Origin of the sequence: Pseudarthrobacter sp. Y6 (assembly GCF_050156205.1) — a bacterium.
Lineage (GTDB): Bacteria > Actinomycetota > Actinomycetes > Actinomycetales > Micrococcaceae > Arthrobacter.
Genome location: NZ_CP189574.1, coordinates 695,051 through 712,467 on the forward strand (window position 1 = coordinate 695,051; position 17,417 = coordinate 712,467).

Here is a 17,417-nt window from a genome sequence, read left to right on the forward strand (position 1 = left end):
CTATGTCTGACACTTCCAACGAAGTCCGGGTTGCGGCGGAGTCCGCCGCAACCCGGGCCGCCCGGCCATTGGCGGACGTCTCCGGCCCGCCCCCTGCCGGGCCCAAAGGCCGCCGTAAGGGCATGAGCGAGCGCAACCGTCCGCTGTGGATGCTCATTCCAGGCGGGACGCTGATGCTGATCATCATCGTCGTTCCGCTGGTGCTGGGCATCTACATGTCTACGCTCAACCTGGACCAGTACACGCTGCGTAAATGGGTCAGTGCCCCGTTTATCGGGGTGGAGAACTTTGTCGAAGCGGTCGGCTCATCGCCACTACTGAACGCTGTCTGGCTGAGCGTCAGCTACTCCCTGATCGCCATGGTGGTGACCCTGCCACTGGGCATCGCCGCCGCCGTCGCCACCCAAAATGCTTTCAAGGGGCGCGCGGTGGTCCGGTCCGTCTTTCTCATCCCCTATGTGCTTCCCGCCTTTGTGGTGGCCACCGTGTGGCGCACCATGTTCCAGCCCGGCGGCATCGTGGACAAGGCGCTCGGCACGGTCGGCATCGATACCGGGCTGTGGCTCAACGGTCCGCAGAGTTACTGGACCCTGATCCTGGTCCAGATCTGGGCGTCCTGGCCCTTCATCTACCTGCTGGCCCTTTCCGGCCTGCAGTCCGTGGACCACGAGGTCCACGAAGCATCCGCGCTGGACGGTGCCCTCTGGTGGAACAAGCTCCGCTATGTGGTCTTTCCCTACCTGAAGGGCCCGCTCGCACTCGCATTCCTGATCGGCATGCTGCATCACATCAACAACTTCACGCTGCCGTATGTGCTGTTCGGCGTACCGGCGCCGTCCGACGTCGAGGTTCTCCCGATCCTCACCTACGTCACGAGTTTCCAGAGCTTCCGCTTCGGACTCAGCGCGGCCATGGCTTTCGTCTCGCTGGTGCTGATCGCCATCCCGCTGTTCGTTTACCTTCGCGCCGTCAAGCTCGACGACGCCGAGTCACCAGGAGCCAAGAAATGAGTACCTCCGCCGCCACTGCGCGCCGTGCGGCCGACGCCGGCGTTTTTCGACCAGGATCCGCCCGGCAACACGAAGTGACCCGGCTGCTGCCCCGTCCCTTGCTGGTCATCATCCTGGTGTTCCTCGGCGCCATAGTCCTGATCCCGGTGCTGTACATCTTCCTGGCTTCCGTGAACTCCGACATCGGCGTTGCCAACGGCGAGTTCTGGCCTTCCTCGGTCACGTTCGAGAACTATTCGAAGATCTGGACCAGTGTGGGCCTGGCCACCGGCCTGGCAAACAGTGTGCTGGTGGCGGGGTCCACCGCCGTTGTGTCGGCGGCACTGTCAGTCTCCACGGCCTTCGTGCTGGTGCGGTACACCTTCCGGGGCCGCCTCACCATCCTGCGTGGCCTGCTGGCGCTCCAATCCGTTCCCGGAACGCTGATGGTGCTCCCGGTCTTTGTGCTCTTCTCCTCGGCGTCAACCTATCTGGGCATCCAGGTCATCGGGACGCAGTGGGGGCTCTTCGTCACCTACCTGACGTTCGCCATGCCGTTTTCCACCTGGGTCATGGTCACGTACCTGCGCGGACTGCCCAAGGAACTGGAGGAGGCGGCGCGCATCGACGGAGCCAGTCACCTCGTGGTCCTGTTCAGGATCATCCTGCCGCTGAGCTGGCCCGGCATCGTTGTCTCGGGCATCTTCGCGTTCCTGCTGGGCTGGAATGACGTGCTCTTCGCGTCGGTCATGACCCGGCCGGAAAGCCAGACCGCCGCCGTCGCACTGCAGATCTTCGGTGCCTCGCAGGAAGGCGGCGCCATCCCGTATTACGGCCAGATGATGGCCGCGGCCTTGGTCTGCGCGGCGCCGGTGGTCATCCTGTACCTGATTTTCCAACGCTATCTAGTAGGCGGCCTGACCGCCGGAGGAGTGAAATAACTATGGTTTCGGACATTCAGACCCCCTGGTTGCTATCTGGTTTTGGCGACGAGATCGACGACGATCCCGCTGTCCAGATTGCAGTGCTGCAGGCGCTCGGCGCCAACCACATCGAGGTGCGCAGTGCCTGGGGCACCAACATCGTGGAACTTTCCGATGATCAGCTTCGCCGATTGAAGGACCTGTTGGCTGAAAAGGGCATGTTGGTCTCGGCAGTCGCCTCGCCGATCGGGAAGGTCGACATCAGCCTCCCGGTCGAACACGAGGTGGAACGGCTGCGCCGGGCGGTCAATGCCGCGAAGGTGCTCGGCGCGAAATACATCCGCATCTTCTCCTTCTACTACGGCGAGTCGGTGCCCGTGGAAAGCATCCGCGACGACGTCATCGAGCGGATGCGCGCCCTTGCCGCCGTCGCCGAGGAAGCAGGCGTGGTGCTGTTGCACGAGAACGAAAAGGACATCTTCGGGGACGTGCCTGACCGCGTGCTGGACATCATCGAGACGGTGAACTCCCCGGCATTGAAGGTGGCTTGGGACGCCGCCAACTTCGTGCAGGTGGGGGTGAAGCCGTTCGATGAGGCCTATGCAAAGCTCCGCCCGCACTTGGAATACCTTCAGGTCAAGGATGCCCATTTTGCCAATGGACATGTGACGCCGGCAGGGGAAGGCGACGGCGATTTGCTGCGCACCGTTGAAGCCCTCAAGGCGGACGGGTACAGCGGCTTTGCCTCCCTCGAACCCCATCTGGCCGGTGCGCACGGCCTCGGCGGGTATTCCGGCCCCACGGCCTTCGGCATCGCGGCCAGGGCCTTCGCAAAAGTTGCCGCAGAAGCAGGAGTCCAGACAGCATGAAAGGCGCTCTGAAGGTTGCCATCACGGGGTGCGGGGTCATCGGACGCACCCACGCAGTCGCCCTGCAGGAATTTCCGGAGACGTCAATCGTCGCGCTCGTTGATGCCATTCCCGATGCGGCCGAAACGCTCGCCGCATTCATCGAGAAGAGCGGACGCCCGCGGCCGGCCGTCTACACAACGATCGCCGAGGCCTTCGCCGCCGAGGACATCGATCTGGTGGCACTCGCCACTCCCAGCGGACTGCATATCCAGCAGGGCCTGGAGGTCCTCGCGGCCGGCAAGCACGTCATCATCGAGAAGCCCCTCGACGTGGACCTGAGCCGTGCTCAGGAGATCGAGGCTGCCGCGCAGGCCGCCGCCCGGCACGGCGTTGTTGCTTCCGTGATCAGCCAGCACCGCTTCGACCAGGCCAGCGTCGCAGTGGCCGACGCCGTGGACAAGGGCCGGTTCGGCCGGCTCACGTCCGCCATCGCCTCTGTGGCATGGTGGCGCAGCCAAGGCTATTACGATTCGGGCGACTGGCGCGGCACCTGGTCCATGGACGGCGGGGGCGCCCTGATGAACCAGGGCGTCCATACCGTGGACCTGCTGCTGTGGTTCATGGGACGTCCGGTGGAGATCCACGCCCGCACCGCACGGCTGGCGCACGACCGGATCGAAGTCGAGGACACCGCAGTTGCCACCGTGACCTTCGAAAACGGGGGCCTCGCCATATTGCACGCCACCACCGCCGCCTACCCCGGCCTGACAGTGCGCGTGCAGCTGATGGGCTCGGAAGGGTCGGCCGTCGTCGACAACGACCGCCTGGAGTACTTCCACAGCGCGGATGCCACCAGCGAGTCCTCCGACATGGGTCTGCAGGGCGGAGGGAACCAGGCCGAGCAGGAACTGGCCAAATATCCGGCCGAGGACTACGAGGCCAAGGACCCGACCGTCTACCCTGCAGGGCACGTGCGCCAATACCGCGACATTCTTGGCGCAATCGCTGAGGGTCGTGCACCGGGAGTCACCGTAAGCGACGCAGTCAACGCGCTTGCCACTGTTCGCGCCGTCTACGTGTCCGCCACATTGAACCAGCCTGTGCTGTTCGAGGACGTTCTCGCAGGCAAGTACAACCACCTCGAAGTCCGGACCGGCAACACAGCAACAGAAAGCGTCTGAAACCTATGAAGTTTTCAGTATTCACAGCGTCCACGCCCGACTGGACTCCGGAGGAGGCCGTGTCAACCCTTGCAGCCCAGGGCTGGGACGGCATCGAATGGCGGATCACAGACCAGACCGAGGCCACACCGGCCGGCTTCTGGGCAGGGAACAAGGCCAATGTGCCTCTGACCGGACTGGAAGACAACCTCGAACGGATTGGGCGCATCACCCGCGAGTCGGGCCTCGATTTCTCCGGGATCGGCGGGTACGCGCGTTGCGACAACCACGACGACGTCGAGCGCATGCTTGCGGCGACGGCAGCGCTGGGCGCACGGCAGGTGCGCGTGACGACGTTACCGCTCGGAACGGCTGGGTGGGGCCAGGAAGGGCCGAGCGGCACTCCCTATCCGGTCCTGTTCGACAGTGCCCGGGGGGATTTCGAGTGGGTGGCGGAGCGCGCTGCACACCACGGAGTGAAGGCCCTGGTGGAACTGCACCACCGCACCATCACGGCCTCCGCATCCTCTGCCCGCCGCCTGCTGGAGGGCCTGGACCCGCAGCACGTCGGTGTTATCCACGATCTGGGCAACCTGCTGATCGAGGGTCAGGAAGACTACCTGCCGGCCTTCGAACTGCTGGGCGACTACCTTGCACACATCCACGTGAAGAACGCCGTGTGGGTGCGGCGGGACGAGCCTGATGCCTCCGGTGCAGCCGTATACCAGAACGAATGGGCACCGCTGCAGTCCGGCCAGGGCAGCGTCCTCGAGTATTTCAAGGCGCTGGCAGCGTTCGGCTACGACGGCTGGGTCACCGTGGAGGATTTCTCCACGGAGCTGCCGCTTGAGGAACGTACCGCAGGGAATCTTGGCTACCTGCGGCGCACGGCTGCGCTTGCCGGCCTCAGCACGGGCGCCGGAGTGCGCTGATGTCACAGCCGATAGCAGCCAACCCGGACCGGCTTCTCCCCGCGGATCCCGGAATGCGGCGGGTAGCCCGCTCGCTGTATTCCCTTGTGGAGAGCCTCCCGATCATTTCGCCGCACGGTCACGTGGACGCTGCAGTGATTGAACAGAACCTCCCTTTCCCTGACCCCGCGGCCCTGCTGGTTACGCCGGACCACTATGTGACCCGCCTTATCCACGCCGGCGGCGTTCCCATGGACCAGCTGGGTCTTGGCAACGCACCGGTAGACTCACGCCGGATCTGGCGCAACTTCTGCGCGGCGTGGCCGCTCTTCGAGGGAACGGCCTCCGGCTACTGGATCCGCCAGGAGTTTGAGCACGTGTTCGGCCTGCGCGACGAGCCCAGCGCTGACACCGCGGACCGGATCTTCGACGCCATTGCCGCGAAGCTGGAGGAACCCGGCTTCCGGCCCCGGCAGTTGTTCAAGGAATTCAACATCGAGGTACTGGCCACCACGGACGATCCCCTGGATTCCCTGGACAGCCACCAAGCCCTGGCCGCAGACCCGGCTTTTGCCGGACGCGTCCTTCCCACATTCCGCCCGGATGCCTACCTGAACATCGCCCATCCCGAGTGGCAGGCGAAGGTGGAACGGCTCATCGGCTCGGCTGCGGGCGGGGTTTCCGGCTACGCCGGCTATATCACGGCGTTGGAGGGCCGGAGGCGCTACTTTGTGGAGAACGGCGCTGTTTCCGCCGACCACGGTGTCCGTACGCCTGCAACCCTCAAGCTCGACGACGCCGAGGCTGCACGGCTCTTTGAACGTGCGCGAACCGGCAAGGCATCCCCGGAGGACAGGGAAGTCTTTGAGGCGCACATGATGTACCAGATGGCCAGAATGTCCGTGGAGGACGGACTCGTGATGACCATCCACCCGGGCTCCTACCGCAACCACCATGCCCCCACCTTCGAGGCGTTTGGCGCGGATACCGGGCATGACATCCCGTTCGCCGTCAACTACACGGAGGCCATCCGGCCGCTGCTGCAGGACTTCGGTACCGCCAAGGACTTCCACCTGGTCCTCTTCACCCTCGATGAGACCGTGTTTTCCCGCGAGCTTGCGCCCTTGGCCGGCTTTTACCCGGCGGTCTACATCGGCGCCCCGTGGTGGTTCCTGGACGCGCCTGATGCCATGCTGCGGTTCAGGTCTGCGGTCACCGAGACCGCCGGATTCTCGCGGTCCTCCGGGTTCATCGACGACACGCGCGCGTTCTGCTCCATTCCGGCCCGGCACGATACGTCGCGGCGAATCGAATCGGCCTTCCTCGCCCGCCTTGTTGCCGAGCACCGCATCAGCGAAGAGCGCGCCCATGAACTCATTGTCGACGTCGTCGACACCGCCCCCCGCAGGGTGTTCAAGCTGTGACAGCCAGTCAGCTTCCCGTGCTTGGCCGCGGACTCAAGTCGCTTCCAAAGGCGCCGGTGCGCATTGTGCACCTCGGGCTGGGTGCCTTCCACCGCTCACATCAGGCGTGGTACACGCAGCACGCTTCCGACGCTTCGGAGTGGGGCATCGCCGCCTTCACCGGCCGGCGGCCGGATGCGGCCGTTGCGCTCGCGGCGCAGGACGGCCTGTACACGCTGATCGAACGCTCCGATAGCGGCGACTCGTTCGAAGTGATCGGTAGCCTCGTGGAGGCCGTGGACGGGGCCGACGTCGGACGCTTTTCCGAACTGGTGGCTGCCCCGCAGACCGCCGTCGTCACCCTTACCATTACCGAGGTGGCCTACGGCCTCGGCGCCGACGGACGCCTGGACCGGAACGCCCCCGACGTCGCCGCGGACCTCGCGGTGATGGGTGAGGCCGGGCAGGGATTGCCGACGACGCCGATTGGCCGGCTGGTGGTGGCGCTCGCCGCCCGCAGGGACGCCGGTTCGGGACCGCTCGCTGTCGTAAGCTGCGACAACCTCGCGGACAACGGAACCGTTGCCCGCGCCGCCGTGGCCGGCATGGCCGAGGCCTGGGACCCTGATTTGGCAGCCTGGATTGAGGAAAACGTCAGCTTTGTCAGCACCTCGGTTGACCGCATTACGCCGCGGACTACCGAAGCGGACGTCATTGAAGTGCAGGATGGCTGCGGCTATAGCGACCGTTCGCCGGTGGTTGCCGAACCCTTCCGCGATTGGGTGCTGTGCGGGGATTTTCCCGCCGGGCGCCCCCGCTGGGAGGACGCCGGGGCAGTCTTTGTGGATGACATAGAACCCTACGAAAACCGCAAGCTGTGGCTGCTGAACGGTGCGCATTCGCTGCTGGCTTATGCCGGCCAGTTGCGTGGACACACCACCGTTGCCGAGGCACTGGCTGACGGGCTGTGCCTCCGTGCTGTGGAGGCTTTCTGGGACGAGGCGTCTGCACATCTGGCCGGTGAAGACCTTCACATCCCCGAGTACCGCGCGGCCCTGCTTGGCCGGTTCGGCAACCGCCGGATCGCCCACCATTTGTCGCAGATCGCCATGGACGGCACCACCAAACTGCGCATGAGGGCCGTGCCCGTGTTGTCAGCCGAGCGCGCCCTGGGCCGCTCCGGTTCGGGAAGTGCCCTCATGCTGGCCGCCTGGGTAGATTACCTCGGCGCCACCGCGGAACCCCAGGACCCCCTCGCCGCTGACATCGCGGCAGCTAATTCGCAGGACGGGGACCGCCGGGTGGTTTCGCTGCTGGAACTCCTGAGCCCGGAACTGGCCCGGGATGCGGACATTGTGGCGCTGGTGCGCAGTCTGTGTGGAACTTTTGCCGGCGGCCCCGCGCCCGCCACCCCGATTACCGTGCCTGTACGTCCTGAAAGGAACAGCTGAATCTTATGAAAATTGTTGCCGCGGAAGTTTTCGTGACAAGCCCCTCCCGGAACTTCGTGACCCTGAGGATCACCACGGACGACGGCGTGACAGGCATCGGTGATGCCACGCTGAACGGCCGCGAGCTGGCGGTTGCCGCGTACCTCAAGGAACACGTTGCGCAGCTGCTGATCGGCAAGGATCCGCACCGGATCGAGGACACCTGGCAGTTCCTGTACCGCAGCTCGTACTGGCGCCGCGGCCCGGTCACCATGGCCGCCATCGCCGCCGTCGACATGGCCCTGTGGGACATCAAGGGCAAGGCGGCCGGCATGCCGGTCTACCAGCTGCTCGGTGGTGCGTCCCGGAACGGCCTGCGCGCCTACGGCCATGCCTCCGGTGCGGACATCCCCTCGCTCTTCGACTCCGTCCGTGAGCACCTGGAACTCGGCTACAAATCGGTCCGGATCCAGACCGCCGTCCCCGGCATCAAGGCCGTCTACGGTGTGGCCGCGCAGGCCCAGGCCTCCGGTGAGCGCTACGATTACGAGCCCGCCGGCCGCGGCGCCTTCCCGGTGGAGGAGGACTGGGACACCCGCGCCTACCTCCGCCACCTTCCGTCCGTGTTCGAGGCCGTGCGGAACGAGTTCGGCCCTGAGCTGCCGCTGCTCCATGACGGCCACCACCGCATGACGCCCATCCAGGCCGCGAAGCTCGGCAAGGCTTTGGAGCCGTATGATCTGTTCTGGCTCGAGGACTGCACCCCGGCGGAGAACCAGGAAGCCCTGCGCCTGGTCCGCCAGCACACCACCACGCCGCTGGCCATCGGGGAGATTTTCAACACCGTGTACGATTTCCAGAGCCTGATCAAGGAACAGCTGATCGACTACGTCCGGGCCGCGTCCACGCACTTCGGCGGGATTTCGCCGCTGAAGAAGGTCATGGACTTCGCGGCCCAGTACCAGATCAAGTCCGGCTTCCACGGCCCCACGGACATCTCCCCGGTGGGCTTCGCCGCCCAGTTGCACGTGGGCCTGGCCATCCACAACTACGGCATCCAGGAATACATGCCGCACTCCGACAAGACCAACGAGGTCTTCGAGCAGTCCATGACCTTCGTGGACGGCTACCTGCACCCGGGCGACAAGCCAGGCATCGGCGTCGAATTCAACGAGGAAGCAGCCAACACCTACCCGTACCAGCAGGCCTACCTGCCCTACAACCGCCTTGTCGACGGAACGGTGCATGACTGGTGATGACTACTGATTCCGCATTGGCAGCCGGCGTGTCCGCCCGGCAAAGCAGGCCGCGCATTGTGGTGATGGGTGTATCCGGCTGCGGCAAAACCACCATCGGTGCCCTTGTGGCGCACCAGCTGGGCGTGCCGTTCATCGACGGCGATTCCCTCCACCCGGTGGAGAACGTCGCCAAGATGGCTGCCGGCATTCCGTTGACCGACGAGGACCGCTGGCCGTGGCTTGCCACAGTGGGCAGCAAACTGGCTTCTTCCGGTTCCGCCGGACTTGTCCTGGCCTGCTCGGCGCTCAAGCGCAGCTACCGCGACGCCATCCGGGCTAAGGCCCCGGATACAGTGTTCCTTCACCTCCACGGCAGCAAGGAAGTGCTGGGGGCGCGGCTGGAAGGCCGCTCCGGGCACTTCATGCCTGCAGCGCTGCTCGAATCCCAGCTGGCCACCCTCGAATTGCTGGAAGCCGATGAGGCAGGCTTTGTGGTGGACATCGCCTCGCCCGTGGACCAGGTTGTTCCCGAAGCACTGGCAGGCCTTGTGGATGTCGGCGAAATCGGTCCGGCGCAGCCGGCCGCTGTCCGTCCGGGCCCCTTCCTCGTGGACCTGAAGGACGCGCCGTTCAACCTCGACGACGACGCCATCGCCTGGGTGGACTCCACCATCGGTTCCATGAGCTTTGAGGAAAAGATCGGTCAGCTGTTCATCAACCACAACAACGATTACTCCCCGGAATACCTCGACGATGTGGTGGACAAATACCACGTGGGCGGCATGCGCTACCGGCCCGGACCCTCCGCCGCGGTGCAGGAACACATCCGCCACGCGCAGTCCAAAACCAAGGTGCCGCTGCTGGTGGCGTCCAACCCGGAAATGGGTGGAGCAGGTAGCTGCGACGACGGCACGTTTGTGTCCACGCACCTGCAGGCAGGTTCGCACCCGGACAAGTCCATCGCACGCCAGATGGGGCAGATTGCCGGCGTTGAAACCGCAGCCTTGGGCTGCAACTGGGCTTTCGCTCCGATCGTGGACATCCACTACAACTGGCGGAACACGGTCATCTCCACCCGGGCCTTCGGCAACACGCCGGAGATCGTGGTGGAGCGGGCCAAGGAGTACTTCGACGGCATCAGTGAATCACCCACTGCCTGCGCCATGAAGCACTTCCCGGGCGACGGCATGGACGAGCGCGACCAGCACGTGGTCACGTCCTACAACACTCTCGGCTACGACGAGTGGAACAAAACGTACGGGCACGTGTACCGCGAAATGATCGGGCACGGCGTGCAGTCCATCATGATCGGGCACATCGGCGCGCCGGAGCTTTCCCGGCATTTCCGCCCGGGCCTCGCGGACAAGGACATCCGTCCCGCAACTCTGGCCCCGGAACTGCTCCAGGACCTGCTGCGCGGCGAACTCGGCTTCAACGGGCTCATCCTCACGGACGCCTCGCAGATGATCGGGCTCACCCAGGCTATGAAGCGCAAGGACCTGGTTCCTGCGACCATTGCCGCCGGTTGCGACATGTTCCTGTTCTTCCGCAACGCCGACGAAGACTTCCAGTACATGCTGGATGGCTACAAGTCCGGCGTCATCACCGAGCAGCGCCTGCACGACGCCCTGCGCCGCATCCTGGCCCTCAAAGCCTCGCTGGGGCTGCACCTCAAGGCACGCAACGAACTGGTTCCTCCGGTGGAGGCACTGGCCGTGATCGGCAGCAAGGCGCACCGCGCCGTTGCCGCGGAGATCGCGGACAAGACCGTCACCCTGGTCAAGGACACTGCGAACAACCTGCCCATCCGGCCGGAGACGCACAAGCGGATCCGCCTGTACGGTATCTCCGGCGGCTCGGACTTCACCCGGGCGGACCCGCTGGCGTACCTGGACACGGTCAAGGACGAGCTGGAAAAGGCCGGCTTCGAGGTGCACCTGTTCAAAACCGCCGCTCAGCGCGAAGCTGCGGGGGAGACGGGCATCAACTTCATGTCCGTCATCTCCGAGGAAGCCACCGGCGACTACGCGGACAAGTACGACGCGGCGTTTGTTTTCGCCAACGTCAAGGGCTTCGCCCAGGAAGCGGCTATCCGGATCAAGTGGTCCACCCCGATGGCCGCGGAAATCCCGTGGTACGTCACCGAGGTTCCCACGGTGTTTGTGTCGCTGAACCAGCCCAACCACCTCATCGACGTGCCGATGGTCAGGACAGCCATCCACGCCCATGCGGGATCCGTGGAGGCCATCCGGGCCACGATCGAGAAGATCATGGGCAACTCTGAATTCCAGGGGACGTTCAACGAGAATGTCTTCTGCGATTCTTTCGACACGCGGCTCTAGGGTTATCGCTGCGGTTTTAGACTGACGACGCGCATCTGGACTGGCGCTACGCGGATACGCGTAGCGCCAGTCCATTTCTGCGTCATGGGTCCATTTCCGCAGCGCGGCAACCAGTAAACTGGAGACCATGACTGCCACCCCTGATGCCGCTTCCAACACAGCCGCACGTGCCCGCCTGCTGGAACTGATCAAGGAACTTGCCGTGGTCCGCGGCAAGGTAATCCTGTCCAGCGGTGCCGAGGCCGACTACTACATCGACCTGCGCCGCATCACGCTGCACCATGAGGCCTCCAAGCTGGTGGGCCAGGTCATGCTGGCACTTACGGACGACGCCGGGATCGACTTTGAGTGCGCCGGTGGCCTGACCATGGGTGCTGACCCCGTGGGCACCGCTGTTATGCACGCCGCGGTGGACGCCGGCCGCACCGTGGACGCGTTTGTGGTCCGCAAGGCCCAGAAGTCCTACGGCATGGGCCGCCAGGTTGAAGGTCCGTCGGTTGAGGGCCGCAAGGTCCTGGTGCTCGAGGATACGTCCACCACAGGCGGCTCCGCCCTCACCGCTGTTGAGGGTGTCCGGAAGGCCGGCGGCAACGTCGTTGCCGTGGCCGTCATCGTGGACCGGGACACCGGCTCCAAGGAAAAGATCGAAGCCGAGACGGGCGTACCCTACCTGTTCGCCTACGGCAAGGACGAGCTGGGCCTCTCCTAGCAGGTTCGGCCACTCCAAGCGAGTACAGCAGTCGCTCCCGCCCGCGGTTGCCCAGCCCCGGGGTTGCAGCGGCGGCTTCCGCTGTGGCTACGGTAGAGGTGTGCCATACAGGGAGGAAGCAGATCCGCAGGAACAGCCTGGAGCTCATCATGCCCGGCTGCTTGCCAACGCTTCCGCACTCAAGCGGTTTTCGCGCCGCGGGTTCCTGGCCGGTACGGGCGCCTCGGCCCTGCTGGCAGCAGACATGCTGTTTACCAGCCGCGTCCAGGCGGAGCGGCGGGTCAACAGGATCCTGCAGGTCGCGGACGACTTCGCCGACGCCTACTACCCGAATGCCAGCTGGTTCCTCTTCCCGGGCTACAAGACCAGCTGGGAAGAGGCGCTCTGGATCCTGAACGCTATGCGTGGCGCGCTGAACAAGCGCGGCCAGCTGGCCGCCGTCGGCTATTCCAACCAGGGACTGGATATCGATGAGGTGGTGATCGCCGTCATCGAACACGTCCGGGCGAAAAAGCTCACCAAGCTCTTCTTCTATGGGCACAGCTTCGGCGGCATGGTGGCCACCCAGGTGGCCGCGCGCCTAAGGGAATTCCACGGAGTGGAGGTGGAGTTCATCCTGCTGGACTCCAGCCCTTACAGCCGGAGCGACGTGCTGGACGAGAGCTGGTTCGACGGTGTGGTGTTCCTGTATGAGAGCGGCTTCCGGGTCCCGTCCGTGGTCCGCGGCAGCTACGAACTGGGGGAGCGCGTCATCCACAAGGACGAGCGGACCTGGCGGCAGATCCTGGACCAGACCATGGAGCAGCTGTCCCCGATCGCCCCGTCCAGTGTGCTTATCCAGTCCGAGTCGGCGTACATCTACCACTTCGACGGGAACCGGTTTGTCGACAAGCTCGGCGGCACGCGGATGGCGTACATCGGCAACCCGAAAGACCGCACGGTCCGGTACCAGACGGCCAAGGACGCGTGGTCGGCAGCGTTCCAACCCCACATGGTCTCCATGGACCTGCAAACCGACGGTGCCCTGCCGGCGCACGCGAGCCCGGGCTGGAATCCGCTCATCTACCGGCCCATCGTGGAGCGGCTGATGGACGACTTTTTCCCGCTGCCCCGCGGCGGCTCGAAGGTGACGGTCTTTTAGATCTGGTTCTTCAGGTCGGCCACGGAGTTCAGCACCTGGTTGGGCCGGAACGGATAGGCGGCAATGTCTTCGCGCTGCGTAATGCCGCTGAGGACCAGGACCGTGTGCAGGCCTGCCTCCATGCCGGCGATGATATCGGTGTCCATCCGGTCCCCGATCATGGCTGTGGTCTCAGAGTGTGCATCGATCTGGTTCATGGCGGACCGGAACATCATGGGATTCGGCTTGCCCACAACGTACGGCTCCCGGCCGGTGGCCTTCGTGATGAGCGCGGCGATGGCGCCCGTCGCGGGCATGGGACCGTCCTTGGACGGGCCGGTTGCGTCCGGGTTGGTCGCAATGAAGCGGGCCCCGGCCAGGATCAGGCGGATGGCCATGGTGATGGCCTCAAAGGAGTACGTACGGGTTTCGCCGAGCACCACATAGTCCGGGTCCTGGTCGGTGAGGATGAAGCCTGCCTCGTGCAGCGCCGTCGTCAGCCCTGCCTCGCCGATCGTGTAGGCGCGGTTCCCGGAGCCGGAACCCCGCACCTGGTCCTTGAGGAAGTGGGCAGTGGCCAGTGCGGACGTCCAGATGTTTTCCTCGGGGATCTCCAGCCCGGAGGCACGCAGCCGCGCCGCCAGGTCGCGGGGCGTGAAGATCGAGTTGTTCGTCAGCACCAGAAACCGCTTGGACGTGTCCACCCAGCGCTGGATCAGTTCCGCGGCTCCTGGGACGGCATGGTTTTCATGGACGAGTACACCGTCCATGTCTGTCAGCCAGCATTCGATCTCCTGGCCGCTGCGGTAAACCGCCGGTGAACCCTGTACCTGGTCTGCTTCTGCCACGTTTACCTCCGCGAGATGTGCCTATTCCTGGTCCAGTCTTTCATTCTTCTTGCCCGGCAACACGCGCTTCTTGCCCAGCAAGACCTGAGGCCGAAGAAACGACGGCTGGAGCCGGGGGCTTTGGCGTCCTGCGGGTCGGCTAGGCTCGTAGCTGGCACGAGAGTGTGCCCATCGGCTGCGGGTCGGGGGATATCCGCTGTGGGTGTTGATGTCGGCGTGCGCCGGTCGGTCCCCGACGTCGGAAATCACCGGGCACCGAGCGCGAACCGCAGGATGCCTGCCAGCACCTGAAAGGGACCGCCATGAGCAACAATTACAGTGCGCCACCGCCACCGCCCAGGGATGCAGAGGGCAACCCGCTGACACCGCAGCAGGGCCAGTACCCTGGCCAGGCGTACCCAGGCCAGCAGCAGTACCAGGGCCAGTTTGCTCAGCCGCCTGCGCCGCAGCCCCCGCACGGCAACAAGAACCTTTTCATCGTTCTCGGCGTCATTGCCGCCGTCGTGATTGTTGCCCTTGTGGCAGTGTTCGCCTGGGTGATCCCCACCTTCGCCAAACCGCAGGCCGGGGAAACCCCGTCTCCCGTGGCAACGTCCGGGGCGGCGGAGGAAAGCGCCGCCCCGGAAGAATCGGCGGCGCCATCGGACGGTGCCACCGCGGACGATGTGCCGGCCGGAGCCTTCCCGCTGCCGCCGGGCTGGGCCGATCTACAGGGGCCGGCGAATATTCCGGCCGAGGGAGACCCGCTCTTCAGCCGGTTTGTCACGGGGGAGTCGTCCTTCCAGTACCTCGCATCCTGGACCGGCGACGACACTTTCGGGTTGACCACCGACCCGACCTCCGGTGCACCCATGCAGCAAAAAGCGCAGGGCACCGAGGAGCGGGACGGGGACGGGATCGCCCTGGCCTACGCCTTCTTCGCCGAGGCGGAAGAGGGCAAGTACGGCAAGGAGCCCGCGAAGGTACAGGCCGCCATCAAGGAGATCGAGGCCAAGTTCACCGCTATGCCTGCGGCCGAACTACCGCAGCACCTCGTAGGCCACAAATGCACCAGCAATTTTGAAACAACGACCCCCGAAACCCGCGAGTTCCGCCGGACGGTGGCGGTTGTGATCGGCTTTACGTGCCTCAACGCCCGCGGCGAGACCATCCAGGCCGTGAACCTTTTCAGCGTCACCCCATGGGGCACTCCGCAGATGGTGGGCGTCAGCGGCCACTCGACGTACTGGGACGAAAACCCGGAGCTGCTGGAGCAGATCGCCAACTCGTACCGCGCCAACCGCTGGAAGCTCTAAGGCTGACGCGGGCTAGAGTTGATGGGTGACTGATCTTCCCAAAACCCCGCCGCTCCCCGTTCCACTGCCGGAGGAGGCGCAGGAGCCCAAGGCGGAAGTCGGCGTCGGGCCCTGGGAGGGGGAGCTGCCCGCGGGTGACCACTGGGATCCGGAGTTGCTCGCCGACGGCGACCGCCGCAACGTGGTGGACCAGTACCGCTACTGGAAGCATGACGCGATCGTGGCGGACCTCGATTCCAAGCGACACAACTTCCACATCGCCATCGAAAACTGGCAGCACGACCTCAACATCGGCACCGTGGTGCGCACCGCCAATGCGTTCCTCGCCAAGGAAGTCCACATCATCGGACGACGCCGGTGGAACAGGCGCGGGGCGATGGTCACCGACCGTTACCAGCACGTCCGCCACCACCCCACCGTGGAGGACTTTGTGGTGTGGGCGCAGGGGGAGGGGCTCGCGATCATCGGGATCGACATCTTCCCGGACTCCGTGCCCCTGGAAACGTATGAGCTGCCCAAGGACTGCGTGTTGGTGTTCGGCCAGGAAGGGCCCGGGCTGACGCCGGAGGTCCACGAGGCGGCCTTGGCTACCCTGTCCATCGAGCAGTTCGGCTCCACCCGCTCCATCAACGCCGCCTCGGCTGCCGCGATCGCCATGCACGCGTGGATCCGCCGGCACGTTTTTAGCCAGCCCGTCTGACCCGCGCCACTTCTGAAACCCGCCGAGATGGCATTTCACGGCAGTGTTGGCGACCAACATTGCCGTGAAATGCCATCTCGATGCGGTGGGCGCCTGGCCCCGCCCGAGAATACGAGATGAAACTATCAGTAATCTTCGCCAATCCCTAGGTCCATAAGTTACCCGCCAGTAGCATGTGGCTGGGTCACACTCACTGGCGAGTGTGGCACTGACTGGAGGTTCAATGAAGCATCCTTCTGTACGCGTCTGTTCGGCCGTTGCCCTGGCTGCGGTTCTCACATTCGGTTGTGGCGCGGTGGCCTACGCCGCTCCGGCACCTGCCATAACACCGGCGACGACGGCCAACCCGCTCGACTTCTACATCACCCCCGCCTCACTTCCGTCCAACAACGGCGACCTGGTCCGGACGGAGCCGTCTGTCTTCTACGTCGATCCACTCAAGACCATCCGGGCCAAGGCCTTGGTGCAGCGCATCATGTACCGGTCCGTGAAAAGATCCGGGGCGCCCATCGCCGTGACGGGCACCGTTCTCGTGCCGTCGGCCGCCTGGACCGGCTCCGGCCCGCGTCCGCTGGTCAGCTACGCCGCCGGAACCCAGGGGCAGGGGGACCAATGCGCGCCGTCCCGTGCCATGGCCACCGGCGAGGAATACGAAGGAATCTTCATCGCCGGGCTGCTGGCGCGAGGCTACTCCGTAGCGGTGACCGACTATGAGGGCCTCGGCACGGCCGGCAGCCACACCTACATGGCGCGCGAATCGCAGGCGCGCGCCGTCCTCGACGCCGCCCGTGCCGCCCAGCGGTTGGGGAACCCGCAGATCGTTCCCGGCGGCCCGGTGGCGCTGGCGGGCTACTCGCAGGGCGGCGGCGCCTCGGCAGCCGCCGTCGAGCTTGCACCCCAATACGCTCCGGAGCTGAACCTCAGGGGAGCGTACGCGGGGGCGGTTCCGGCCGATCTTCCCGCCGTCGGACGAAACCTCGACGGCAGCCTGTACACGGGGTTCCTGCTCTACGCGGTGACGGGCATGAGCGCCGTCGGCGGACTGGACCTGAGCCCCTATCTCAGCGCGGCCGGGCGGGCGAAGCTGGCGGCGACAGACAACGAATGCACCTTGCAGTCGATGGCCTCGAGCGGCTTCCTGGACACCTCGGAGCTCACAATGTCCGGGCAAAAGCTGAGTTCCTTGCTGGACCTCCCTGAGCTCAAAGCTGTCATTGCCGACCAGAAGATTGGCAACGGCCGGGCTCCGCGGGTCCCGGTGCTGCTCTCGCACAGCATGCTCGACGACGTGATCCCCTTTGACCAGGGCAGGCAACTGGCCAAGCGCTGGTGCGCCGCAGGGTCTTCCGTGTACTTCGATGTCACGGCCGGGGCCACCCACGTTGGCGGTTACGCTGCCGCCATCCCACAGGCGTTCATCTTCCTGGAGCGCCGCTTCTCGGACCGGTCCGCAGTGAGCAACTGCTGGCTCTACGGCTAAGAACCGCTGCGCGAGATG

The 17,417-nt window shown here is 65.1% G+C and carries 15 protein-coding genes; 14 read left to right on the forward strand and 1 reads right to left on the reverse strand.

Going from position 1 to position 17,417, the window contains the following annotated elements; all coding sequences use genetic code 11:
* The first annotated feature begins 2 nt into the window (after positions 1 to 2).
* The 11 genes from ACQCSW_RS03410 to ACQCSW_RS03460 all read left to right on the forward strand — a co-directional run bounded on the left by ACQCSW_RS03410 (position 3) and on the right by ACQCSW_RS03460 (position 13,097).
* On the forward strand, positions 3 to 1,010 hold the full coding sequence (locus ACQCSW_RS03410; protein ID WP_426989499.1) for a carbohydrate ABC transporter permease: 1,008 nt from the start codon (positions 3 to 5) through the stop codon (positions 1,008 to 1,010).
* Positions 1,007 to 1,930, forward strand: coding sequence for a carbohydrate ABC transporter permease (locus ACQCSW_RS03415; protein WP_426989500.1), 924 nt, complete (start codon positions 1,007 to 1,009; stop codon positions 1,928 to 1,930). Before ACQCSW_RS03410 ends, ACQCSW_RS03415 begins: the two co-directional genes overlap by 4 nt.
* A gap of 2 nt (positions 1,931 to 1,932) precedes the next feature.
* Entirely contained in the window at positions 1,933 to 2,781 is an 849-nt protein-coding gene (locus tag ACQCSW_RS03420; RefSeq protein ID WP_426989501.1) for a sugar phosphate isomerase/epimerase family protein, read from the forward strand.
* Positions 2,778 to 3,944, forward strand: coding sequence for a Gfo/Idh/MocA family protein (locus ACQCSW_RS03425; protein ID WP_426989502.1), 1,167 nt, complete (start codon positions 2,778 to 2,780; stop codon positions 3,942 to 3,944). Before ACQCSW_RS03420 ends, ACQCSW_RS03425 begins: the two co-directional genes overlap by 4 nt.
* A 5-nt stretch (positions 3,945 to 3,949) precedes the next feature.
* A complete protein-coding gene (locus ACQCSW_RS03430; protein ID WP_426989503.1) occupies positions 3,950 to 4,855 on the forward strand; it encodes a sugar phosphate isomerase/epimerase family protein in 906 nt (301 codons plus the stop codon).
* The gene (gene uxaC, locus ACQCSW_RS03435) at positions 4,855 to 6,258 is read left to right on the forward strand and encodes a glucuronate isomerase (protein ID WP_426989504.1); all 1,404 of its coding nucleotides are present in this window, start codon (positions 4,855 to 4,857) and stop codon (positions 6,256 to 6,258) included. The genes ACQCSW_RS03430 and uxaC overlap by 1 nt, the downstream gene beginning before the upstream one ends.
* Complete coding sequence (locus tag ACQCSW_RS03440) at positions 6,255 to 7,688, forward strand: mannitol dehydrogenase family protein (RefSeq protein WP_426989505.1); 1,434 nt, start codon at positions 6,255 to 6,257, stop codon at positions 7,686 to 7,688. Before uxaC ends, ACQCSW_RS03440 begins: the two co-directional genes overlap by 4 nt.
* A 5-nt stretch (positions 7,689 to 7,693) precedes the next feature.
* Positions 7,694 to 8,923 carry a D-mannonate dehydratase ManD gene (gene manD / locus ACQCSW_RS03445; RefSeq protein ID WP_426989506.1) on the forward strand — a complete coding sequence of 410 codons (1,230 nt, stop codon included), beginning with the start codon at positions 7,694 to 7,696 and terminating at the stop codon, positions 8,921 to 8,923.
* Positions 8,923 to 11,247: a gluconokinase, GntK/IdnK-type gene (locus ACQCSW_RS03450; RefSeq protein WP_426989507.1), complete on the forward strand. Its 2,325-nt coding sequence runs from the start codon at positions 8,923 to 8,925 to the stop codon at positions 11,245 to 11,247. Before manD ends, ACQCSW_RS03450 begins: the two co-directional genes overlap by 1 nt.
* Before the next feature lie 127 nt (positions 11,248 to 11,374).
* Positions 11,375 to 11,956 carry an orotate phosphoribosyltransferase gene (gene pyrE, locus ACQCSW_RS03455; protein ID WP_426989508.1) on the forward strand — a complete coding sequence of 194 codons (582 nt, stop codon included), beginning with the start codon at positions 11,375 to 11,377 and terminating at the stop codon, positions 11,954 to 11,956.
* Between the two features lie 100 nt (positions 11,957 to 12,056).
* Positions 12,057 to 13,097, forward strand: a complete 1,041-nt coding sequence (locus ACQCSW_RS03460; RefSeq protein WP_426989509.1) for an alpha/beta fold hydrolase — start codon at positions 12,057 to 12,059, stop codon at positions 13,095 to 13,097.
* Here ACQCSW_RS03460 and ACQCSW_RS03465 read toward each other — a convergent pair.
* Entirely contained in the window at positions 13,094 to 13,924 is an 831-nt protein-coding gene (locus tag ACQCSW_RS03465; protein ID WP_426989510.1) for an HAD-IIA family hydrolase, read from the reverse strand. The two genes, ACQCSW_RS03460 and ACQCSW_RS03465, sit on opposite strands and share 4 nt — an antisense overlap.
* 302 nt (positions 13,925 to 14,226) lie before the next feature.
* On the opposite strand from ACQCSW_RS03465, the gene ACQCSW_RS03470 reads away from it, so the two are divergent.
* The 3 genes from ACQCSW_RS03470 (at position 14,227) to ACQCSW_RS03480 (ending at position 17,399) form a co-directional block, all read left to right on the forward strand.
* A complete protein-coding gene (locus tag ACQCSW_RS03470; RefSeq protein ID WP_426989511.1) occupies positions 14,227 to 15,219 on the forward strand; it encodes a hypothetical protein in 993 nt (330 codons plus the stop codon).
* Positions 15,220 to 15,244: 25 nt separating this feature from the next.
* Positions 15,245 to 15,919 carry a TrmH family RNA methyltransferase gene (locus tag ACQCSW_RS03475; protein WP_426989512.1) on the forward strand — a complete coding sequence of 225 codons (675 nt, stop codon included), beginning with the start codon at positions 15,245 to 15,247 and terminating at the stop codon, positions 15,917 to 15,919.
* Positions 15,920 to 16,142: 223 nt separating this feature from the next.
* Positions 16,143 to 17,399, forward strand: coding sequence for a lipase family protein (locus ACQCSW_RS03480; RefSeq protein ID WP_426989513.1), 1,257 nt, complete (start codon positions 16,143 to 16,145; stop codon positions 17,397 to 17,399).
* Positions 17,400 to 17,417: the final 18 nt, after the last annotated feature.